Below are 20,539 nucleotides of genomic sequence, written 5' to 3' on the forward strand. Positions count from 1 at the left end.
GACAAAAGGGAGGCAGCTTATGAAAATCCGAAAGGCCATTATTCCGGCCGCAGGCCTCGGGACTCGATTTTTGCCTGCAACAAAAGCCCAGGCTAAGGAAATGCTGCCGATTGTTGATAAACCAACGATTCAATATATTGTAGAAGAAGCAGTAGCTTCGGGTATAGAGGAAATTATTATCATAATCGGTAGAGGAAAAAGATCAATAGAGGATCATTTTGATAAATCCTATGAGTTGGAAGATGCACTTTTAAGAAAAAATCAGCTAGATGTTTTAGAGGAAGTTCAGAAAATATCTAGTTTGGCAAATATCTATTATGTCCGCCAAAAGGAACCGAAGGGGCTAGGACATGCAATTCTCTGCGCGAAAAGCTTCATTGGAAATGAACCTTTTGCTGTTTTATTAGGAGATGACATCGTTATGTCTGAAACACCTTGTCTGAAACAAATCATCAGTGTTTTCGAGTATTGTAACAGCTCCGTCGTAGCTGTTCAGAACGTACCGGAAAAGGATGTCAGTAAATATGGAATTATTAAGCCAAAAGGGACAATGATTGAGCCTAACCTTTTCCATATCGATTCTTTGGTGGAAAAACCCAAAAGGGAAGAGGCTCCTTCCAGATATGCGATTATGGGGCGTTATGTTTTAAGACCTGAGATTTTTGAAACACTAGCAAAGCTTCCAATTGGACATGGTAATGAATTACAGCTAACAGATGCCATAAATGAGCTAAATAAGCAGCAGGCCGTATTAGCATATAACTTTGAGGGAAACCGATATGATATTGGTGATAAAGTTGGATTTATTAAGGCAACAATAGACTTTGCCTTGCAAAGGGATGATATAAGAGATGAGGTACTTTCCTATTTAAGTCATGTAAATAAGAAAGAAAACCTTCAGATTATAAAGAGAGAGCTTGAATAATATGAAAATAGCTGTTTTAGGTACAGGTTATGTCGGGCTGTCCACTGGTGTTTGTTTGTCAGAAATAGGGCATAGTGTCATTTGTATCGATACAGATGAACAGAAAATTAAAAGCCTACGTCAAGGGATTTCTCCAATATATGAACCGGGTCTGGAGACTTTGCTTGTTCAAAATGCTGCAGCGGGTAGACTGCTATTTACAACTTCTCATCGAGAGGCATTAATTGGTGCCGAGATTATTATTATTGCTGTAGGAACACCGCAAAGGGATGACGGGGGAGCAGATTTATCGTATCTTGAGCAAGCGGCGAAGGATATTGCTGCCCACTTAGTACAGAGTGCTGTGGTCGTCTTAAAGAGTACAGTGCCTGTTGGTACGAATGAATTTATTAAAAAAATTATGGAAGATCAATGTAACGAAAGGTTCACCCTTGAAATGGTTTCAAACCCTGAATTCTTAAGACAAGGGTCTGCCATTATGGATACGATGCAACCAGATCGAATCATTATCGGTTTTGAAAATGAAGAGGCGGCAATGAAAGTACAAGAAATGTATCGTCCGTTGAATGCACCATTTGTATTAACAAGTATTAAAAGTGCGGAAATGATTAAGTATGCTTCTAATGCCTTTTTGGCGACTAAGATTAGCTTTATCAATGAGGTTGCCAATTTATGCGGGGTAGTAGGAGCAGATGTTGAAGATGTAGCAAAGGGAATGGGAAAAGATAAAAGGATTGGAGAATCCTTTTTACAACCCGGTATTGGTTATGGAGGATCTTGTTTTCCTAAGGATGTTAAAGCTTTGCTTCATACGGCCAATTTGCATGGAATACAGTTCTCCCTTTTGAAAGAAACAGTAGCGATTAACGATTTCCAGCAAGAACTCCTTGTAACGAAAGCTATAAAACGTTTTGGAGAATTAAAAGGAAAAAAGGTTGCGATGCTTGGTCTTGCTTTCAAGCCTGAGACTGACGATATGAGGGAAGCGCCATCAATCAAAATTGCACGTTCATTAGCCAAACTGGGAGCAGAAGTGGTAGCTTATGATCCCGTTGCAATAGATAATGCCAAGAAAATATTAAGGGATACAATTAGGTATGCAAGCTCAGCCCACGAAGCGGCATTGTATGCGGACGCAGTATTTATTGTCACAGAATGGAATGAGTTTAGACATTTAAATCTTGAGGCATTGATGAATATAATGAAACAACCGATTGTTTTTGATGGAAGAAATTGTTTTGGGGAAGAACGAATCAGAGCTTGTAAGAAAATTGAATATTATCCAATAGGAAGACCATCAATAATAATTGGAATGACTTAAATGATCAACATTTTCTAACATCTTCATTAATTCTAAAATGATTTTTTTAAGCCGTAGTATAGACTATTCTATAGGCGGGCAAACCGGCGAAGCAGCACCTTTGATAGTTCTTAGGTGCTTTTTTGTATTCCTTAAAATAGAAGTAATTATCTTTGAAGATATAAAGCGAATTATAATCGCTAAGTGACCGTCATTTCTTTGTGTCGATTTGCTTGGTATTTGAGAAACATAGAGGAATACAATAACTCCAATAAAAAGACCCTCTATTTAGTTTACTCTCATTAGTATTACCTAAACAATGGAAATACATAGAGAATCCACGAGTCTATCATATATTGACTTTTTATTAAATTTTCTTTCTTTTGTCAGTCATACTCGTTTTGTTATGTTTCTGGTCCTGATAGTCTATTAATCATTCTTCTCGGCCATTGAAGCCATAGATTAACATCAACTATTAGCATGTTGAATTATTAGCATCATTTGTCTTTTAATTAACATTATGTCATATCACTTACTTCAATCCTCTTTGTATTATGCTACACATACTCACTGCCATTAGCTTTACCGTATGGTATGAGCGCCAGCTATAGCTAATGAATCTTCAACAACTGCTATCTCACTTTTAAACGATTCCAAGGAAATTCGATTCCATTTAGTCCATGCGTACCTATATAGTCGTACATAATATACTTGAAAAGGACCAGAAAATTTGCTTACTATGCTTGAAAGGAGAACATTTACTTGCAAACAGTTATGCATTTGAATTTAAGAGTTGACCCGACCCAATATATCTCACAGATTCGAGAAGTTCCTGATTATGATTATATTCATATGGTACGACAACCTAAGTATATGATAGACCTTTCCCTTCTGGATGAGAAGGTTCATTACCTCAATGAAATTTTCTCTCCAAAAGAATATGTGGAAAGAAATAATATCTCCCTCTTACATGCTCACCATGGTCAATTAGGGATGTTATTACTTCCTTTTAAAGAGGAAACAAACCTTCCGTTGGTAACAAGTATTCGAGGCAGGGATGCAACCCTGGCTAATCAGCCTATTGGCTATCTTGAGAACATGAAAATGCTTTTTGAGAAAGGTGAGCGTTTTTTTCCAGTTTGTCAATATTTAGCTGATAGATTAATTGCTTGGGGCTGTCCTCCAGAAAAGATCAGAGTGTTATATGGGGGGGTTGATCTAAACCAATACAAGTACCGAACTCCACATAAAGAGGGCTCTCAAAACATTTTATCCATCGGAAGATTGGTGGAAAAAAAAGGGCACCATATCTTAATGCAAGCTTTTCAAAAAATCAGAGGTAAATTTCCAAATGCCACCTTGACGATTATTGGCAGAGGGGAGCTTGAAGACCAGATCAAGTCTTTGGCAGATCAACTTAATTTAGGAGATTCTTTTCGATTATTAAATCATCTCCCTAAAGATCAAGTACGAGAACAAATGACCAATGCAGATATATTTTGCGCAGCTAGCTTAGTGGCTGCCGATGGAGATGTAGAAGGTATACCTAATACATTAAAAGAAGCTATGGCGATTGGGGTACCAGTGATCTCGACCAATCATGCCGGCATCCCTGAATTAATAACAAATAACAAAGAGGGAGTTTTAGTACAAGAAAACAATGTAGATGAACTTGCAGAGGCTCTTGAATTTATGCTAACTAACAGAGAGCTGTGGGAAACATATACAGTAGCGGCTCGTCAAAAAATCGAACAAAACTTTAACCTCGTCCAACAGCTTCAACAACAAGCTGAATTTTATGATGAACTAGTAGCCCCTTATACAAAAGGTGAACAAAATTCAGTAGCACCTCGCAAAAAAGATAAAAAGAATAAAAAAGATAAAAAAGATAAAAAAACCCTTAAGAATACTGAACAGCCTCAACAGCAAGTTAAGTATGATGGCGAATCAGTAGAGCCTAGTAAAAAAGATAAAAAAGCCGAAAAAGTCAAAAAAGCCCTTAATTATATTCAGCAGCTTCAACAGCAGACTAAAGATAAAGATAAAGATAAAAAAGATAAAAAAGATAAAAAAGATAAAAAAGATAAAAAAGATAAAGATGAATTAGTAGTAGCATCTAATAAAAAAGACAAAAAAGATAAAAAATCCCTAAATAAAATTCAACAGCAGGCTAAAGATGATGATGAAACAATAGCATCTCGTAAAAAAGAAAAAAAGGCTCAAAAAGCTGAAAAAGTCAAAAAAGCCCTTAATTATATTCAACAGCTTCAACAGCAGGCTAAAGATAAGCAGTCAGGAGGATGATCATGGAGGATTTTAAAACTATTACGGTAACCAAAGGTGAAAAATCCTTAGAAATTCACAATCCCACTACCTATCCGCTGATAGGAATGGGTGCTCAAGGTGCAGTATTTAAACTTGCAGAAGATAAATGTGTGAAAATCTATTCAGATCCGGTACAAGCGAGAATGGAGGAAGAAGCCCTTAAAGCAGGACAACATTTACCCTTTATGCCTGTGGTATATGATACAGGTTCAAACTATATAGTCATGGAATATTTTAATGCTCCAACCTTAAAAGAATACCTTAGAAATTGTACCTATATCCCTGATTCTATAGTAAAGAAACTTCTCTATATATTAAAGGAATTAAAACAAGCAAAATTCACCATGATAGATGCCCCTTTGCGCCATATTTTTGTCCTTGATAATGAGGAACTTAAGGTAATTGACCATGTAAATTCCTTCAAAAGAATGCACCCTGTACCATTAAAATTATTAAGAGATTTAAAAATAATCCTGTTAAAGGACTCGTTCTTAGCCCAAGTGAAAACGCTTGAACCGGATACCTTCAATGAGTGGGAGAATTATTTCAATCAAAATAGTTTGGACTTTAGAAACATTCCTGTCCTCTCTGGAGGGTCAGGGAGTGGAGTGAAAGTGGATAGCGCTATTACACAAACACTAATTGGAAAAGGACATCAAGGTGCTGTTTATCGAGTGTCTGAAGACCAATGCGTAAAACTTTACGGGAAAACTGAACATGCAAATCAGGAAAAAAAGGTTCTCTTATCAAGTCAAGACTTGCCTTTTATCCCGAAAGTCTTTGAAACAGGACCAAATTATATTTTAATGGAATATCTATTAGGGCCTGATTTAAATACGTTTCTAAAAAAACAATCTGTACTTTCTGAGGATATAACAAGACGATTACTCTATATATTGAAAACAATGGAAACATCAGGTTTCAAACAAATTGATGCCCCACTTAGGCATATTATTATAACCAGAAATGGTTTTAAATTAGTCGATCATGTGTACTCGTTTTCACGTGAACAAAAAAGACCTCTCGAGTTATTTAAAGACCTGCGAGAAAGAAATTTTTTAGATTCTTTTCTAGAACAAGTGCAAGCAATAGATCCTGATACGTATGCTGAATGGACAAAAACACCAATACCATTAGATGAAAATGATAATACGCTTGTATAGTCATATAAAATTATTAAGAGATTTAAAAATAATCCTATTAAAGGACTCTTTCTTAGCCCAAGTGAAAAGGCTTGAACCGGACACCTTCAATGAGTGGGAGAATTATTTCAATCAAAATAGTTTGGACTTTAGAATATTACCGTCCTTTCTGGAAGGTCAGGGAGTGGAGTAAAAGTGGATAGCGCTATTACACAAACACTAATTGGAAAAGGGCATCAAGGTGCTGTTTATCGAGTGTCTGAAGACAAATGCGTAAAAATTTACGGGAGAACTGAACATGCAAATCAGGAAAAAAAGGTTCTCTTATCAAGTCAAGACTTGTCTTTTATCCCGAAAGTCTTTGAAACAGGACCAAATTATATTTTAATGGAATATCTAATAGGGCCAGATTTAAATACGTTTCTAAAAAAACAATCTGTACTTTCTGAGGATATAACAAGACGATTACTCTATATATTGAAAACAATGGAAAAATCAGGTTTCAAACAAATTGATGCCCCACTAAGGCATATTATTATAACCACGAATGGTTTTAAATTAGTCGATCATGTGTACTCGTTTTCACGTGAACAAAAAAGACCTCTCGAGTTATTTAAAGACCTGCGAAAAAGAAATTTTTTAGATTCTTTTCTAGAACAAGTGCAAGCAATAGATCCTGATACGCATGCTGAATGGACAAAAACCAATACCATTAGATGAAAATGATAATACGCTTGTATAGTCATAGCTAGGCAAAGCTTAAACTATTTATTATGAGTAAAAAAACCTGGTGAAAAGCAAGGTGACATTTATTCCGCTACGTTCATTATTTTCAATATGGAAAACCTTGTTTTTCATTCCCTCATTCAGTTGGGAAAAGTATATGGTTCTCGTTGTCTCGTTACTGCACCTGTAGTGACAGAGGGCTATTGATTTACTATTTTCTTCCCTAATTTAAAAGAGCATTGCCAAAGCCAGCATTCCCTTTCAAAAGCAAAAAAGACTTGGCACTTGAATTGATTCAGGACTATCCATCTTCAAAAAATGAAATCTTTTTTGTGCTAGTTGATAGCTGATATACGAGTGAAAAAATCATGAGGTTTGAAGCGAAAAAGGATTTCATGTCATTGGTGGATTACGAATGAATTGTAAAGTCAATCCCCCTGAGGGTTGGAATGGAAATTTCTGAGTTTGCCTCGTCTAATATCCAACAAAATGACCTTTGCTCTGTTGCCGTAAAGGATCGAAAGTATCAGTGTATGAATACGAAGGCTTACTCAGTATTCTAGATAATGTCAAAGTCCTATTGTATAGAAAGGATCGGAATAAATACTATGAAAATTTTAGTGACGGGAGCGGCAGGTTTCATTGGTTTCCATCTAACAAAACGTTTGTTAGCTCAAGATATCAATGTTATAGGTGTAGATAATACTAATGATTACTATGATGTTAATTTAAAGAACGATCGTCTCAAGATATTAGAAAAAAACCCTAAATTTGAATTTTATAAAATGGATATATCAAATAAAGAAAAATTAAATCAAATATTTAAAGACAGATCGATTCATATAGTCATCAACTTAGCAGCCCAAGCGGGAGTACGTTATAGTATAGACAATCCAGACTCTTATGTTAATTCCAACCTAGTTGGGTTTGTTAATATTTTAGAGGCATGTCGACAATATAATGTAGAGCACTTGATTTATGCATCTTCTAGTTCTGTTTATGGAGCTAATACTAACATCCCTTTCTCAACTAAAGACTCAGTAGATCATCCAGTAAGTTTATATGCTGCCACAAAAAAGTCTAATGAATTAATGGCTCATACTTATAGTCATTTATTTAATATTCCAACCACAGGACTCCGATTCTTTACAGTGTATGGTCCTTGGGGGAGACCTGATATGGCTTATTACTCTTTTACTCGAAATATTATTGAGGAGAATACAATAAGGGTTTTTAATAATGGAGATATGAGAAGAGATTTTACTTATATTGATGATATAGTTGAGGGAATAATACGATTACTCGATAATCCACCGATATATAACGAAACATGGGATAGAGCTAATCCTGATCCAAGTTCAAGCTATGCCCCATACAAAATTTATAATATTGGTAACAATAATCCCATAAAATTAATGGATTTTATTAATACATTAGAGAATCTAATTGGCAAAAAGGCAAGAATAGAATTCTTACCAATGCAACCAGGAGATGTTAAGGAGACCTATGCAGATATTTCCGATTTGCATGCTGATGTGGGATTCTATCCTGCAACAACAGTAGAAGAAGGTTTAACACAGTTTGTAAATTGGTACAATAAGTACTATATAAAATAAGGAAAAAGGAAGTAGTGAAGAAGTGAATAAAAAATATTGATGGAATCTCTACTTCAGTCAGTAAGGATAAAACCGCCCGTATCAATCACCTCAACTTAGTTAATGATAACAAAGTTGAGGTGAGATACTATGGCTCAAGATGTTCTGTGTGAAGTCGATAACTGCACCTATTGGGGTTCTGGAAACAAATGTAATGCTGATGCTATTTATGTAGTAAGTCATAAGGGTAAACAAGCATCTAAAAATGAAGAAACAGATTGCAAAACATTTAAACCAGAATTTTTTTAAAAGGATAACCAATATTTTGGTTATCCTTTACTATTTTTAGTATTGATAATAACGATCATTTTCATTCGCATTTTTTGAATTACTTTTATTTTTATATCTGGGTTATGCTAAGGTATTCCAAGAAGAGTTATGAATGAAACTGTATCTTTTTTTTGTTTTTAAATAGCAGGAAATGGGCATTTCCCACTTTTTCTTCTATGTAGTCGAGCGAATAATCACCTAATGGATCAGATAAATCGCCAATTGCCCTAGCTAGGTTATCTATTACTGGTATTAAAGTATCAAACTGTCTTTTCTCTTTCCTTGCATTCATCTCATCCATGATATCATGAGCTAGATGTAGGATTCGACGTAAGCGCATTGCTTTTGTTTGCAGATATACTCATCCCCTCTATATACCACTTTATCATTTCCCGCCAGAAGACTCCCTCTTCCAGCGTGTGAAGGGCGAGATGAATAAGCCAAAGTGATCTTTTGACAAACGTATGTTCTTTGGTTAATAATAACTATAAGAGGGTGAAACCAATGGTCGTAAACAAAGCTTATAAATTTCGAATCTATCCAACTAAAGAACAACTAGTTCTAATCAATAAAACGATTGGCTGCTCCCGTTTTGTCTATAACTTCTTTTTAGGCAAACAAAAGGAGAAAGATGCCTACTGGTATATATGTGAAGAAATGAAGCAGAACGGCCAATTACCCTCTAATGAATGGAAAGGTTCTTTTCTGAATAAATACGCAACAATCAAAGAACTTCCAGCCTTAAAGAAAGAGTATTCTTTCCTGAAAGAAGTAGACAGTATTGCCTTACAGAAATCGGTGGAAAATTTAGCAGATTCCTATAGTCGATATTATAAAAAGCAAAACAAGTCACCACGCTTCAAATCGAAAAAGAATCCTATCCAGTCCTATGCAACTAAACATACGAATGGTAATATTGGAATTGCTGGAAACAAAATCAAATTGCCAAAACTCGGTCTAGTTCGTTTTGCTAAAAGCCGCGAAGTCGAAGGGAGAATCATCAATGCCACAATCAGGCGGAACCCTTCGGGTAAATATTTCATTTCCGTTTTAGCCGAAACCCATGTACAAGTACTTCCTAAAACGAATCGTTCGTGCGGTGTAGATGTTGGTTTGAAGAACTTTGCTATTCTTTCAGATGGTACGGTCTATCAAAACCCAAAATTCTTCCGGACGGTCGAAAAGAAATTGGCCAAAGCACAACGGATTCTTTCAAGGCGACAAGAAATAGCCTTGAATCAAAATAAACCATTGGCTGAAGCCAAAAACTATCAAAAACAAAAACGAAAAGTGGCTATCCTACACGAAAAAATTTCAAATGCCCGAATGGATTACTTACATAAAGTTTCTACCGAAATCATCAAAAACCACGATGTTATTGGAATGGAAGACTTGCAAGTGTCGAATATGATGAAAAATCACAAACTAGCTAAGGCTATTTGTGAAGTATCTTGGTATCAATTCAAAAAAATGTTGGAATACAAAGCAAAATGGTATGGTAAACAAATCGTGACCGTATCTAAAACGTTTGCTTCTAGCCAATTGTGTTCTAGCTGCGGTTACCAAAATAAAGACGTTAAACATCTGAATCTTCGTGAATGGGATTGTCCTTTTTGTTCTACTCACCACGATCGAGATATTAACGCAGGACTCAATCTAATGAATGAAGCCATAAGGCTTCTAACCGTAGGAACTACGGGAGTAGCCTAATTAAAAATTGGCCGATAGGCTAATGTTCTTAGGAATCCCCCACTTCAATCAGACCGTAAGGTCGATAAGTGGTGGGTAGTTCAATGAGCTGAGTTTGCGCCTTTTTGTACATCTCATCCTTTTTCACACGTTCTTCTATTTTCATATATTCTTCATAGTTTGGGTACTCCCATAAGGTGATAATCTCATCTTTATTTTCCGTAATCCAGCGGCCGACTAACTTCGCACCATTTTTCAGCTGATTAGGCAAAAGATAGGCATGAAAGAATCCGGTAAATAAACTCACTTTTTCAGGCAGTACTTTGTATGTTTCTCTTCGATATATCATGTTTTTTCCCCATTCGATATGTATTTTCGGCTCGAAGTATGTAGACCCAATGCGAAAATCTGTTTTACACCAAGATCGTTGAAGTCAGACTAACAATTGGGCTCTATGGTCCATTGTTCTTCGACCTACCTCGCCAACCATATAAACAGTATAGTTAAGGGATTAATTTTAAATATATGCCAGAACATACTTGGCAATGAGGTTATTTTGGAGTGTTGGGAGTTATGGTATTAGTTTTGGCGTAACGGTTGATTTAAATGATAACGAAAAAATAAAAAGCCGATGCTAAAAGATGCAAACGCTTTTTATTTTTTCAGAATGTAGCTGTTGTAGTAGTTAATATAATAATCGAAATGAAATTGCCACAAATAATGCAGATGGATAATCTTGAAATGGAATCGGAACTTTCAGAACTAAAAACCTATTAGCATTGTTGGTAAAGCTGTTAGCAAATAAAATAAAGAAAGTTAAATTAATCTGTTTTTAAAAAAATATAGACATCGGTGCAAAGAAACGGTTTACCGTAAGGACAGTTCTCTCTTATGAACTTCCATGAAAATTAAGTTCGGTTCAAAACCAAAAAAAGGAGCACAAAACTAGAGTCAGAAAAACATTTTTTAAAAGTGCTGACCCTTTTGAGTGCCTATTGAGTTTGGTAGATTGATTAAGTGAAAAAGATTCCTATCATAACAAATAAAGTGTGACGTCCTTCTTCGCCAGCCGTAGTATTAGCATATTTCAATTATATATGTGGTGTAGAGCTGCTTTTTGCGCTTTCTGGAGTGCTAACTGGTGCTTGAGTTTAGGACCACAGGGGGGAGGAAAGACATGGGCATAAACATTTTGTATTACAAAATAAAAAAGGTGATGTTAAGCCTATCGACTATATCAAATGTTCAATGAACATGTTGGAAAATAATTGTTTATTTTCTTATGTCCTTTCATTTTCATCCATATACTCACCAATTTTGCGGAACTTATCAAAACGTTGTTGGCGTAGAATTCCTTTATCAAATTGACCAAGTTCTTGCAATGCTTTTCGTAAGGTTTCTTTGATATATTGTGATTGAAGTGGGAGGTCAATATGAGCTCCTCCAGCAGGTTCTTTGATGATTTCATCAATCACTCCTAGTTCCATCAAGTCCTTAGCCGTAATTTTCAAAACTTCGGCTGCTCGTTTTGCTTGTGTGGCGTCCTTCCATAACAATGCAGCTGCTCCTTCAGGCGAAATAACCGAATAAAATGTATTTTCTAGCATGAAGATTCGATTGCCAATACCTAAAGCCAACGCACCACCACTCCCACCTTCACCAATTACAAAACAGATGATAGGTACTCCAAAACTCGCCATTTCACGTAGATTGCGGGCGATAGCTTCAGATTGTCCACGTTCTTCGGCTTCACGACCTGGGAAGGCTCCAGCCGTGTTTATAAATGTAACGATGGGTCGATTGAACTTATTGGCTTGTTGCATAATTCTTAAAGCTTTTCTGTAGCCTTCAGGTTGCGACATGCCAAAACGACGATAGATATTATCTTTTGTATTTTTACCTTTTTGATTTCCTAATACAGTTATAGGCATTCCCTCGAAGGTAGCTATTCCTGAAACTAATGCAGGGTCATCTCCATAAAGTCTGTCACCATGAAGTTCAATAAAATCTTCAAAAATATGATGGATAAAATCTAAAGTAGTTGGGCGTTGTTGAATTCTAGATAGTTGAATTTTATCCCAAACTCCCATATTCTCATTAAGATGAATTTTGATTTCATTGGCTTTTTGCTCAAGGTTATTTAATACTTCGCTAAGGTTAAGATTATGCTTTGTAGATATCTCTTTTAGTTCAGCAATATGGTTTTCTAGTTTTTTTAATACTTTCAAATTCATTGTTGAAGACGCTCCCTGAAATTGAGATGATGGATTTTTAAAATGGTTGTTAATGATTGTTTTAATTCACTCCTATTTACAACCATATCTAGTTGACCATGTTCTAATAAAAATTCAGAAGTTTGGAAATTTTCCGGGAGTTCTTCTCTTATAGTCTGTTCAATTATGCGTCTACCTGCAAAGCCAATTAATGCTTGTGGTTCGGCAATGTTGATATCGCCTAATGAAGCGAAACTAGCAGAAACGCCACCCGTTGTAGGATTTGTTAAAACGGATACGAAAAGAATTTTTTCGTAGTTTAGTTTTTCTAAAGCAGCACTCGTTTTTGCCATCTGCATGAGACTAAGAATTCCTTCTTGCATGCGAGCTCCACCGCTTGCTGAAAACAATATGAAGGGTTTTCGTGTTTTTAATGATTCCTCAATGGCTCTTGTAATTTTTTCACCAACTGCTGAACCCATGCTACCCATTCGGAAGCGAGAATCCATGACACCAATTACAACCGGATAGCCACCTATGGAAGCTTCCCCGGTAATAACCGCATCATTTAATGCAGTCTTTTTCTTATCCGAAACTAATTTATCTTTATATTCAGGGAAGTTCAACGGATCAACGGAAGTTAAACTTTTATTGAATTCCGAAAAAGAACCACTATCTGTAAGCATTGAAATGCGGTCATAAGCTGTAACGGGGTAGTGATATTGGCACTTCGGACAAACATTCAATTCTTTTTTCATAAGAGACTCATCATAAGTTTCCCCACACGATATACAAGTAAAAGGGATGGGGGGAAGGCTTTTGTCTCTTTCAAAAAAAGAGTTCGATTCTATTTTTTCTCCCTTAAATGGATACATCTTCATCAATCCTCCTGTGGTAAAACCGCTATATTACACATTACTCTCCCAATTCTTTAAAATAAGGGAGCGTGATTTTTTGCTTTTTTAAAAATCAAAAATCATTCATAGAGAATGAAGATCTTATGAATGGTGCTTCATAATGATTTTTCTATTCCTTTATTCATGCATTTTTACTGGAAGATATAGATAGAAGTGAATGAATTCGAAACACAGGATTATATTGCCGGGATTTACATGGGCTTGTATAAAAACAGAGTATATTAAGCAAAAAAGACTTCTTCTTATCTTTTGGTTTCCAATTATTAGAAATACAATATACAAAATAGCATCTTCTTTTAATGAGGGCGGTAAGCGGTTCGAGTCATTTAATAAAGTCATAGAAACAATAATAGGCGAAATAGAGATTCATTAGGAAATAATCGGCAACGTGCTGATGACCTTTCTATCCGGGGTAGAGAAAAAACATATGGGAATATTGGGGTGATTTTAGATAGTATCAGGAGGTATCTAAGGAAAATTTAATTATTTGAATTATAGTTTTATTTTCGGTCATTACTTCCATCAATTGTATAAACTCATAATATGCAATTACCAATGTAATTGAATGGGTTACAATGTTTATTCTTGCGTGGATAATATTGTATTGGTTTATCAGACTAGTTAAAAATTTAGATAAAGTTGAATAGTTTTCTTAGGCTAAAGAGGCATGTTAGAAAATACACATTATGAAAGAGGACCATATTAGAAAAATGGAATGTAAATGAAACTTTAAGAGCTATATAATCGTATAGACTGATAGGTATTTCAACCGAAAGTATAATATATCACAACGAACTACTAGACAATAAAGAAAAAATCAGGTGTTTAAGATGTTTATGGCTAAGTTAGGGAAAAGTGCAGCAACTGTTCATTTGCGATACGAAAACTGTTGATATTATGCTGGTGAGACGCTAAAAGTTTGAATCGTTGTAGTAAAATTCCAGGAGGGAAACCAACTTGTTGTTAAGAAAATATCTGTCACAATTAGGAATAGGAAAGGCCATAATCGACCTTAAATTGCCCAAGGTAATATATGGGCTGGGAGAACGAGTAACAGGTGAATTCTTCATAATAGGGGGGATTTGTGAGCAAAAAATAAAACGGTTGGAGTGTGATTTAGTGCAGATAGACAAGATGAACAATACCCAACAGATCATTGACACCACGACCATACTGACAACGAAGTTTATAGAGGAGGAGCAGGAAATCCGTATTCCATTTTCATTCCAGTTGCCGGTTTCCGCTGCGGTGTCATCAGAGCACATATCCTATCGATTCAACACTAGGTTATTTTTTGATAAAGGGGTAATAAGCGAGGACCAGGATATCATTCAAGTAGTAGACCAAAATAGTAAAGAAATTGATGTTGGACAATAATATATATCTGTTTGGATTATGATAATCATATTGCACCCGATTATGGCGGACTATCTTAATTATCTGATCCTTGCAATAAAATTCAGTCTGAATTTTGTAGCCGCACATTATCCTAGTAATAATAGATCGTTATTTTATCAGCGATATACAGAACGACGAAATAAACGGAACAAGCTATTAAAAGCTAAAGGAATACCCCTTCTTCGAAGAGATATTCCTTTTTAATTATGATATAGGTTTTCTGAAATGGATTTTGCACTTTGGCAGCCAACAGTTTTTTTGTCTAAATTGTTTCTGAGGTAGGATATGCTAGTAAAGTAACATCTGAATTAAGTCCAAAAAGACCCATTCCACAGGAAATACTTGAAAAAAATTAGAAATAACGAGGGATACAATAAAGGCAAACTAGGTATAGAAATGTTGACTAAGTCCTTCATAAGTTAAATAAGATGTATATCTTTGATTTCCATGTATTAAATAGACATGTTGCCCCAACTACCTATTACTTATGAAACTACGGATTTATCCTGCTTCTTTTCAACAGTCGTTAACTCAGGATTATTTCCTTCCTCCTCTTTATCTTCATCAGATACTAATCCCTTGGTCGCACTCTTGAATTCGGTTAAAGTACGTCCAAAAGCCCGGCCGATTTCTGGCAGTTTTTTAGGTCCAAAAATAATCAAAGCGATGACCAGTATTAAAATTAAACCTGGAATTCCGATACTTGACAACATGTATAATCAGCTCCTGAAATTTGATTTTTTACTAGCGTCACACAAAGACGAGGCATTATTTCACCAGGGCGATACGTCCATACACCACACGGGTGTTGTACTAATCTCCAATAAGGGCATAAAGTCCTCCCTTAAAATTTAACAAAAAATGCAGTAAAGTACATGATTAACAGTCCAATGGTGAATCCTGAAAGGTTCAACCATGAAACAGATGGTTCCTTATGTGCTCGATGATCTTCAATGAGCATTTTCGTTATCACATAAATTACTTGAAGAATTGCCCCTGCACCAGTACCCAGGAACAAAGCTCCTAAAATTGGTGAGAAGATGAATCCGCCAACCCAAGTACCTACAATGGCGGGGGCGCCTGCGATAACTCCCAGTAGTAAAAAGTCTCTGAATCGAGGTGAGGTTTTTAATAAAGGAGCAGCGATTCCAATACCTTCCGTAATGTTGTGAAGGGTAAATCCTATAATTAAAAAGGTACCTAGAGCGGCTTCACCTAGGGAAAAGGATGAACCAATTGCCAAACCTTCCCCAAAGTTATGAAGTCCTATTCCGGTAGCCATCAACAAAGCCAGACCAAAAGGGGAATATCCTTTCTTTTCTTGCTTTCTTTGTTGATACTGATCAAAGCCGATCAATAATAAGAAGGTTAAAGAAGCTCCAATAATGACAACCATATTGCCCTGGAAGACAGAAGGAGCTTCTGCACCGATTTCAAATCCATCAGCTAGAGTCCCGACAAATAAAAATAAAAGCAACCCAACGGTAAGGGCAAGAATCGAATTAATCCACTTTCGTGAGAAACGTTTCATAAATGGATACCACAACAACCCTAATGTAATCGGGACTATCCCAACGTAAAAGCCTATTAAGCCGTAGTTCAAAAAGTTGCTCCAGTTGGTTTCAGGAGTGAGAGTGGCAGCTGCAAGTTCACCTTCAGTGATAATCCCATTCTCAGTGATTAATTTAATGGTATGTGGATCACCTTCCACCCAGGGGTAAGTGATGGTCACCTTTCCTTCTTCAAATCGTTCAAGCATTGCTTGAGGAGAGACACTGTAATTCCATACTGAATCATTGACCATAACTTGAGAAATCGTTAATGGTTTTGGCCCCGTATTACTAACAGATAATTCGAAACCGTTTTTAGTTACCTTTATTTGTTCAATGTTCAAGACTTCTATCGGTGCAGCAGGATCTTTTTCTACACCTGCTCCATTCTTTAGCACCCACCCCAGAACTCCTATGAGTAATACTAACGGTATTAAACCAGTAATTAGCCATTTTCCCTTCATATTATTATCTCCCCTTCTTTACTCGACCTCAAAGAATCCCATCCAGCCTAACTCAGCGAATTCACTTACATGGGCATGAAACATATATGTTCCCTTGAATGGAAAACGAACTTCAAGAATTCCACGTTCTCCCTGACATTGCATGATGGTATCTGTAAACTGGGAGGGGTTATCGTTTCTACCGGTTGGATAGTACGTAAAGTAATTTGCATGCAAGTGAAATGAATTTAATAAGTCGAATTCTGTTAAATTACTTAGATAGATACGAACGAGTTGGTCTTTTTTGATTTTAATAGGGTGATTCATGTATGCGAAGGCATAGCCATTAACAGTGTAAAACTCGTTTTCGCCGTCTAAATCCAAATCAAATCCATTCATAACCATGTTTAACTCTAATGCCGGCTCTCTTGGCTTCTTTGGATCAATTATAAAATTACCATATAAGCCTTTATGGATATGGCGGGCTAAGGGGAGTACATGGCAATGGTAAATTTGTAATCCGTATGGCTTCGCTTCAAATTCGTATGTGAATTTTTGTCCCGGATAAATGGAAGTTAAACCGTCCATCTCTGGAGGATGGATTCCATGAAAATGAATAGAGTGGGGATGGCTACCCTTATTAATAAAGTGAAACCGCAAAAGATCCCCTTCCGTACAACGAAAAGTTGGTCCTGGAATAGTCCCGTTATAAGTCCAGCCTGGAAATTTAATTCCTTTGGCAATTTCGATTTCTTTATCAATCGCCACGACTTCATATTCCCGAAGTATTTGCCCGCTTGGCAGCTTGGTAACTTCTCCATAATCAAATTCAGTAAGGAGCCGTTCTGCCATTTTATAACCTGTGGTTTTTGTTTTATCACTCATATTTGTATGATTGGAATGATTGCTAGTTTTGTGAGACGAATCGTTGGATGCTTGAGCCACAGTTGGAAATTGTGCCATTTTATTTAAGTAATAAGTTCCAGCTATCCCAAAAGCTCCAGCAGTCCCCATCTTTAAAATATCTCTACGGGAAACCTTGTTCTCATCAGACATTACTTGACCCCCTCCTAAAAAGTTTCCTTAAGTAAACTTTTTGTAGTATAAGCTATACTTTAAGGTAGAGACAACTTTTGTGTCAACTCTTTTTTATTAAATGTGTAAGCGCTGACAATCAAGGACGAATCTGGGGGAGGTGTAGGAATAATTCATGCACCCACTCTATTTATAAGTGTTTGTTCATTTATAGTAGAGAAATAGTACCTTTTCTATAGTCTCCAAAGAATGAACTTTGGATGATTTTGAAAGGGGTAGAAAAACGAATATTTAGTGGGCTTTAGATGAAAATAAACTTAAAAAAAGGAATCATAGCATGAGCAGATAAGGAGACAGTACGATGAGGAATTAAGCGATTAGGGGAATGAAAGGGACTCGTTTTTCTTCTTGTGAGCTTGGAAAGCAAGGAAAATGAGGAAGCCCCTTAATATCGTTGGTGTAAAACGACAGAAGAAATAGACGGATGCATCGAACAAATCAAGGATAAACTTACTTAAAATTCAAAAGGAGATGGAGTTATTTAAAGAAAGAAATTCTGGTTCAATTAAATTGCTGATTAATGAAATAACAAGGGCTTTAGTGCAGACAAGATTTCATGATCAAACTTTATCTCCCTCCATAAGAGTGTTTACTGTTACCTGCTATCTTCTACGGGACTTCCAACCTTCTTAAAGTCCAATCTCAGATCCTTCTGAAACTCCATTGATAATTCCGTATAAACCTCTTTCAACAGCTTTAACTAGTTGTCCTTTTTTCTTTTGTCCCATCGACTGTGATTGACCTCTAACTTCAAAAGGACCGTCCCACTTCCGTTAAGGGCAAAAGCTCCTAAACTTACATTGAAATACGTCAGTCCGTCTAATTTTTGATTTGTTGTTTGTTGAAAAAGGTAGGAATTATCCGATATATAAAGATAACTAGGGTGGTTTTATTGTGGACTCGTATAAAACAGGAGGTAAGTATATGAGTAAGGAACCTTTAATGAAATACGCATGTTTAGAATGTGGCAATGAATTTATTACCCAGGTTCAAATTAAAGAAGTGGAACGGAACCTCGTATGTCCATTTCCATATTGTCAAAGTGAAGTGCAGGTGGTAGTTAGTACAAGTGAAGATAACATGGATCTGTACGAAGAATTAGGAGGCCAGATTAAAAAATGTCAGCAATTAAATGCAAGTCTTGTAAAAAAAATTTTAAAAAATAGGACGACATTATAGTTACAGACAAAAGGGTACATGAACTGAATAGTCTGTCTAAACAGTATAATTCATGTTGCTGAGACTATCTGTAGCGAAATTAAATTTGTTATTGTGTAGAAACTTACCTATTAATTTGGTCTGAGGAGGCTACAGAGATATGGAATTAATCAAAGAAATTCAGTTGGATAGCAAAGAAGTGGAAGAAGCCATTACAGCATATTTAAATAAAGAGGGATTCAAGGCTGTCTCCTTCAAATTCAAGTCAACAAACGTCTTGGGCTTGCCGTATCCCATTAGTGCCTCCATCGTTGTGGAAGATCTCGATTAACAAACAACTACATAACTGTCTGGCAAGTATTTGTGGTATACCAGAAATCCTATAAAAGATAAATTGGATATTTTCTTCTGTTGGGGTCCTAGAGAAAAAAAGGAAAAGTTGCATGAATGTTTTTTAACTATTAATCAGTTGTTTTTACAGGAACACCATGTGTATATCCATAACTCTGCAGCGGTTTTTTTTCTTATGGAACTAAAGGGTCAGGATATTTTAAGAAATAATGGTAGAATAAAGGAGGTATTCACATGGTGAGGTGATATAGTATGAAAGGTTGGCTTTATGGCTTATATGCTCTACTAATAGCAATAGTCTCTATATTTACAGGGGAATTAGTAACATTTATTATGCTGGGCTTTATTTTAATTAGCCTTCAAAATATTCATTCTACATTAAAGGATATACTGAAAGTTAATAAAGAGAAAATTGACTAACGGGTGCTTTACTTCAACGAGGGAGTTGCTTCGGCAGCTCTTTTTCATATGAAGCTAACGGGGTAGGTTAGTTCCAAAAGAATAATAAAGTAACCTCAGTGTTTATAGACTAATACTATGGTGGTTAAATAAAAAAGCAATATTATTCGGACAAATTACGGTCTCCATTCTAAACTGCCGAGAACTGCCATTATGTACTAATGATGTATAAGGTATTCATTCCCTTCAATAATTGATTTCTCTATGTAAGGTAGATTAAACTTTTAAGTATGGGATATAAAGTTTATTATTAAGATAATGCCTAGTAAAAGCTAGCCTCTTAAAAATTATAGTTTTTTAATAGGAATCCCGATCACAAGGCAAGGTGTGTGAAACAGATGGAAATTAACGATACAGATAAAAAAATCTTAGAGATATTAATGCAAAATGGTCGAACTTCGTATTCGGATATAGGAAAAGAACTAAATCTATCACGCAATGTTGTACGTGATCGTGTGCAGCAACTAATGGAAAAAGGTGTTATTGAAAAAATCAGCGCTGTTGTCAACGCTGAAGCTGTAGGAAAAAAAGTATCAGCCTTTTTTGAAGTGGATTGCGAACCTGCCGACTTAGTGAAAGTTGCAGAAAAACTAGCTAAAAATCCAAGTGTTGCAAGCTGTTACCAAATGACAGGACCTAGTACTTTACATATGCACGTTTTAGTTGAGGACTTTTCTTCCTTGGAATTCTTTATCAATAATGAACTATACGGGATAGAAGGTATTTCTCGAGTCGAAAGTCATATTTTACTACGTCGTTTCAAAAGCAGATCAGGATTAAAACTATAATAAACTCCTCTTATAATCGGGGAGTTTATTTTTTTTGAGTAATTTTATTGAAAATTAAAAACTTTTGTAAAAATATGTTTTGTTTTTCCGAAAAATAGTATATAGTTATTTTGAAATCGTGCAATTGTTAATTAA

Annotated in this window: 20 protein-coding genes; 13 read left to right on the plus strand and 7 right to left on the minus strand. The window is 35.9% G+C overall.

All coding sequences use genetic code 11. The features are described 5' to 3' along the window. Nucleotides 1–19 precede the first annotated feature (19 nt). From galU to JFU24_RS29285, 7 genes are all read left to right on the plus strand, one after another. Complete coding sequence (galU, locus tag JFU24_RS29255; protein ID WP_056521356.1) at nt 20–925, plus strand: UTP--glucose-1-phosphate uridylyltransferase GalU; 906 nt, start codon at nt 20–22, stop codon at nt 923–925. A gap of 1 nt (nt 926) precedes the next feature. Beyond that, nucleotides 927–2,246: a UDP-glucose dehydrogenase family protein gene (locus JFU24_RS29260; protein ID WP_201184330.1), complete on the plus strand. Its 1,320-nt coding sequence runs from the start codon at nt 927–929 to the stop codon at nt 2,244–2,246. Nucleotides 2,247–2,987: 741 nt separating this feature from the next. After that, nucleotides 2,988–4,529, plus strand: coding sequence for a glycosyltransferase (locus JFU24_RS29265; protein ID WP_201251021.1), 1,542 nt, complete (start codon nt 2,988–2,990; stop codon nt 4,527–4,529). Between the two features lie 2 nt (nt 4,530–4,531). Then, nucleotides 4,532–5,713, plus strand: coding sequence for a hypothetical protein (locus JFU24_RS29270; protein WP_201184321.1), 1,182 nt, complete (start codon nt 4,532–4,534; stop codon nt 5,711–5,713). 174 nt (nt 5,714–5,887) lie between these two features. Next, complete coding sequence (locus JFU24_RS29275; protein WP_242485521.1) at nt 5,888–6,412, plus strand: hypothetical protein; 525 nt, start codon at nt 5,888–5,890, stop codon at nt 6,410–6,412. A gap of 614 nt (nt 6,413–7,026) precedes the next feature. Further along, entirely contained in the window at nt 7,027–8,034 is a 1,008-nt protein-coding gene (locus JFU24_RS29280) for an NAD-dependent epimerase (protein ID WP_201251022.1), read from the plus strand. 129 nt (nt 8,035–8,163) lie between these two features. Next, nucleotides 8,164–8,322 carry a DUF1540 domain-containing protein gene (locus tag JFU24_RS29285; RefSeq protein ID WP_201251023.1) on the plus strand — a complete coding sequence of 53 codons (159 nt, stop codon included), beginning with the start codon at nt 8,164–8,166 and terminating at the stop codon, nt 8,320–8,322. A 127-nt stretch (nt 8,323–8,449) separates the two neighbouring features. Here the strand turns inward: JFU24_RS29285 and JFU24_RS29290 are convergent, their stop codons facing one another. Further along, nucleotides 8,450–8,683, minus strand: a complete 234-nt coding sequence (locus JFU24_RS29290) for a hypothetical protein (RefSeq protein WP_446728312.1) — start codon at nt 8,681–8,683, stop codon at nt 8,450–8,452. A 164-nt stretch (nt 8,684–8,847) separates the two neighbouring features. Between JFU24_RS29290 and tnpB the strand changes: the two genes are divergently transcribed. Continuing rightward, on the plus strand, nt 8,848–10,053 hold the full coding sequence (gene tnpB, locus JFU24_RS29295; protein WP_201251024.1) for an IS200/IS605 family element RNA-guided endonuclease TnpB: 1,206 nt from the start codon (nt 8,848–8,850) through the stop codon (nt 10,051–10,053). A gap of 28 nt (nt 10,054–10,081) precedes the next feature. Here the strand turns inward: tnpB and JFU24_RS29300 are convergent, their stop codons facing one another. From JFU24_RS29300 to accD, 3 genes are all read right to left on the minus strand, one after another. After that, entirely contained in the window at nt 10,082–10,381 is a 300-nt protein-coding gene (locus JFU24_RS29300) for an NIPSNAP family protein (RefSeq protein WP_201251025.1), read from the minus strand. Between the two features lie 931 nt (nt 10,382–11,312). Next, the gene (locus tag JFU24_RS29305; protein ID WP_201251026.1) at nt 11,313–12,266 is read right to left on the minus strand and encodes an acetyl-CoA carboxylase carboxyltransferase subunit alpha; all 954 of its coding nucleotides are present in this window, start codon (nt 12,264–12,266) and stop codon (nt 11,313–11,315) included. Next, complete coding sequence (accD, locus tag JFU24_RS29310; protein WP_201251027.1) at nt 12,263–13,126, minus strand: acetyl-CoA carboxylase, carboxyltransferase subunit beta; 864 nt, start codon at nt 13,124–13,126, stop codon at nt 12,263–12,265. The genes JFU24_RS29305 and accD overlap by 4 nt, the downstream gene beginning before the upstream one ends. Before the next feature lie 993 nt (nt 13,127–14,119). On the opposite strand from accD, the gene JFU24_RS29315 reads away from it, so the two are divergent. Then, the gene (locus JFU24_RS29315) at nt 14,120–14,539 is read left to right on the plus strand and encodes a sporulation protein (RefSeq protein WP_201251028.1); all 420 of its coding nucleotides are present in this window, start codon (nt 14,120–14,122) and stop codon (nt 14,537–14,539) included. Nucleotides 14,540–15,045: 506 nt separating this feature from the next. Here JFU24_RS29315 and JFU24_RS29320 read toward each other — a convergent pair. From JFU24_RS29320 to JFU24_RS29330, 3 genes are all read right to left on the minus strand, one after another. After that, nucleotides 15,046–15,273 carry a twin-arginine translocase TatA/TatE family subunit gene (locus JFU24_RS29320; protein ID WP_057219691.1) on the minus strand — a complete coding sequence of 76 codons (228 nt, stop codon included), beginning with the start codon at nt 15,271–15,273 and terminating at the stop codon, nt 15,046–15,048. A gap of 131 nt (nt 15,274–15,404) precedes the next feature. Further along, nucleotides 15,405–16,574, minus strand: a complete 1,170-nt coding sequence (locus JFU24_RS29325) for a ZIP family metal transporter (RefSeq protein WP_201251029.1) — start codon at nt 16,572–16,574, stop codon at nt 15,405–15,407. Nucleotides 16,575–16,592: 18 nt separating this feature from the next. Next, nucleotides 16,593–17,609, minus strand: coding sequence for a multicopper oxidase domain-containing protein (locus JFU24_RS29330; protein WP_201225695.1), 1,017 nt, complete (start codon nt 17,607–17,609; stop codon nt 16,593–16,595). 963 nt (nt 17,610–18,572) lie between these two features. Here JFU24_RS29330 and JFU24_RS29340 point away from each other — a divergent pair. From JFU24_RS29340 to JFU24_RS29355, 4 genes are all read left to right on the plus strand, one after another. Further along, entirely contained in the window at nt 18,573–18,827 is a 255-nt protein-coding gene (locus tag JFU24_RS29340) for a hypothetical protein (protein ID WP_201251030.1), read from the plus strand. Between the two features lie 139 nt (nt 18,828–18,966). Then, nucleotides 18,967–19,137, plus strand: a complete 171-nt coding sequence (locus JFU24_RS29345; RefSeq protein ID WP_157443828.1) for a hypothetical protein — start codon at nt 18,967–18,969, stop codon at nt 19,135–19,137. Nucleotides 19,138–19,409: 272 nt separating this feature from the next. After that, entirely contained in the window at nt 19,410–19,577 is a 168-nt protein-coding gene (locus tag JFU24_RS29350) for a hypothetical protein (protein WP_200949405.1), read from the plus strand. Nucleotides 19,578–19,954: 377 nt separating this feature from the next. After that, on the plus strand, nt 19,955–20,404 hold the full coding sequence (locus JFU24_RS29355; protein WP_056521307.1) for an Lrp/AsnC family transcriptional regulator: 450 nt from the start codon (nt 19,955–19,957) through the stop codon (nt 20,402–20,404). The last annotated feature ends 135 nt before the right edge of the window (nt 20,405–20,539 follow it).

It is taken from the genome of Peribacillus sp. TH27 (assembly GCF_016650915.1).
In the GTDB taxonomy this organism is placed as follows: domain Bacteria; phylum Bacillota; class Bacilli; order Bacillales; family DSM-1321; genus Peribacillus; species Peribacillus butanolivorans.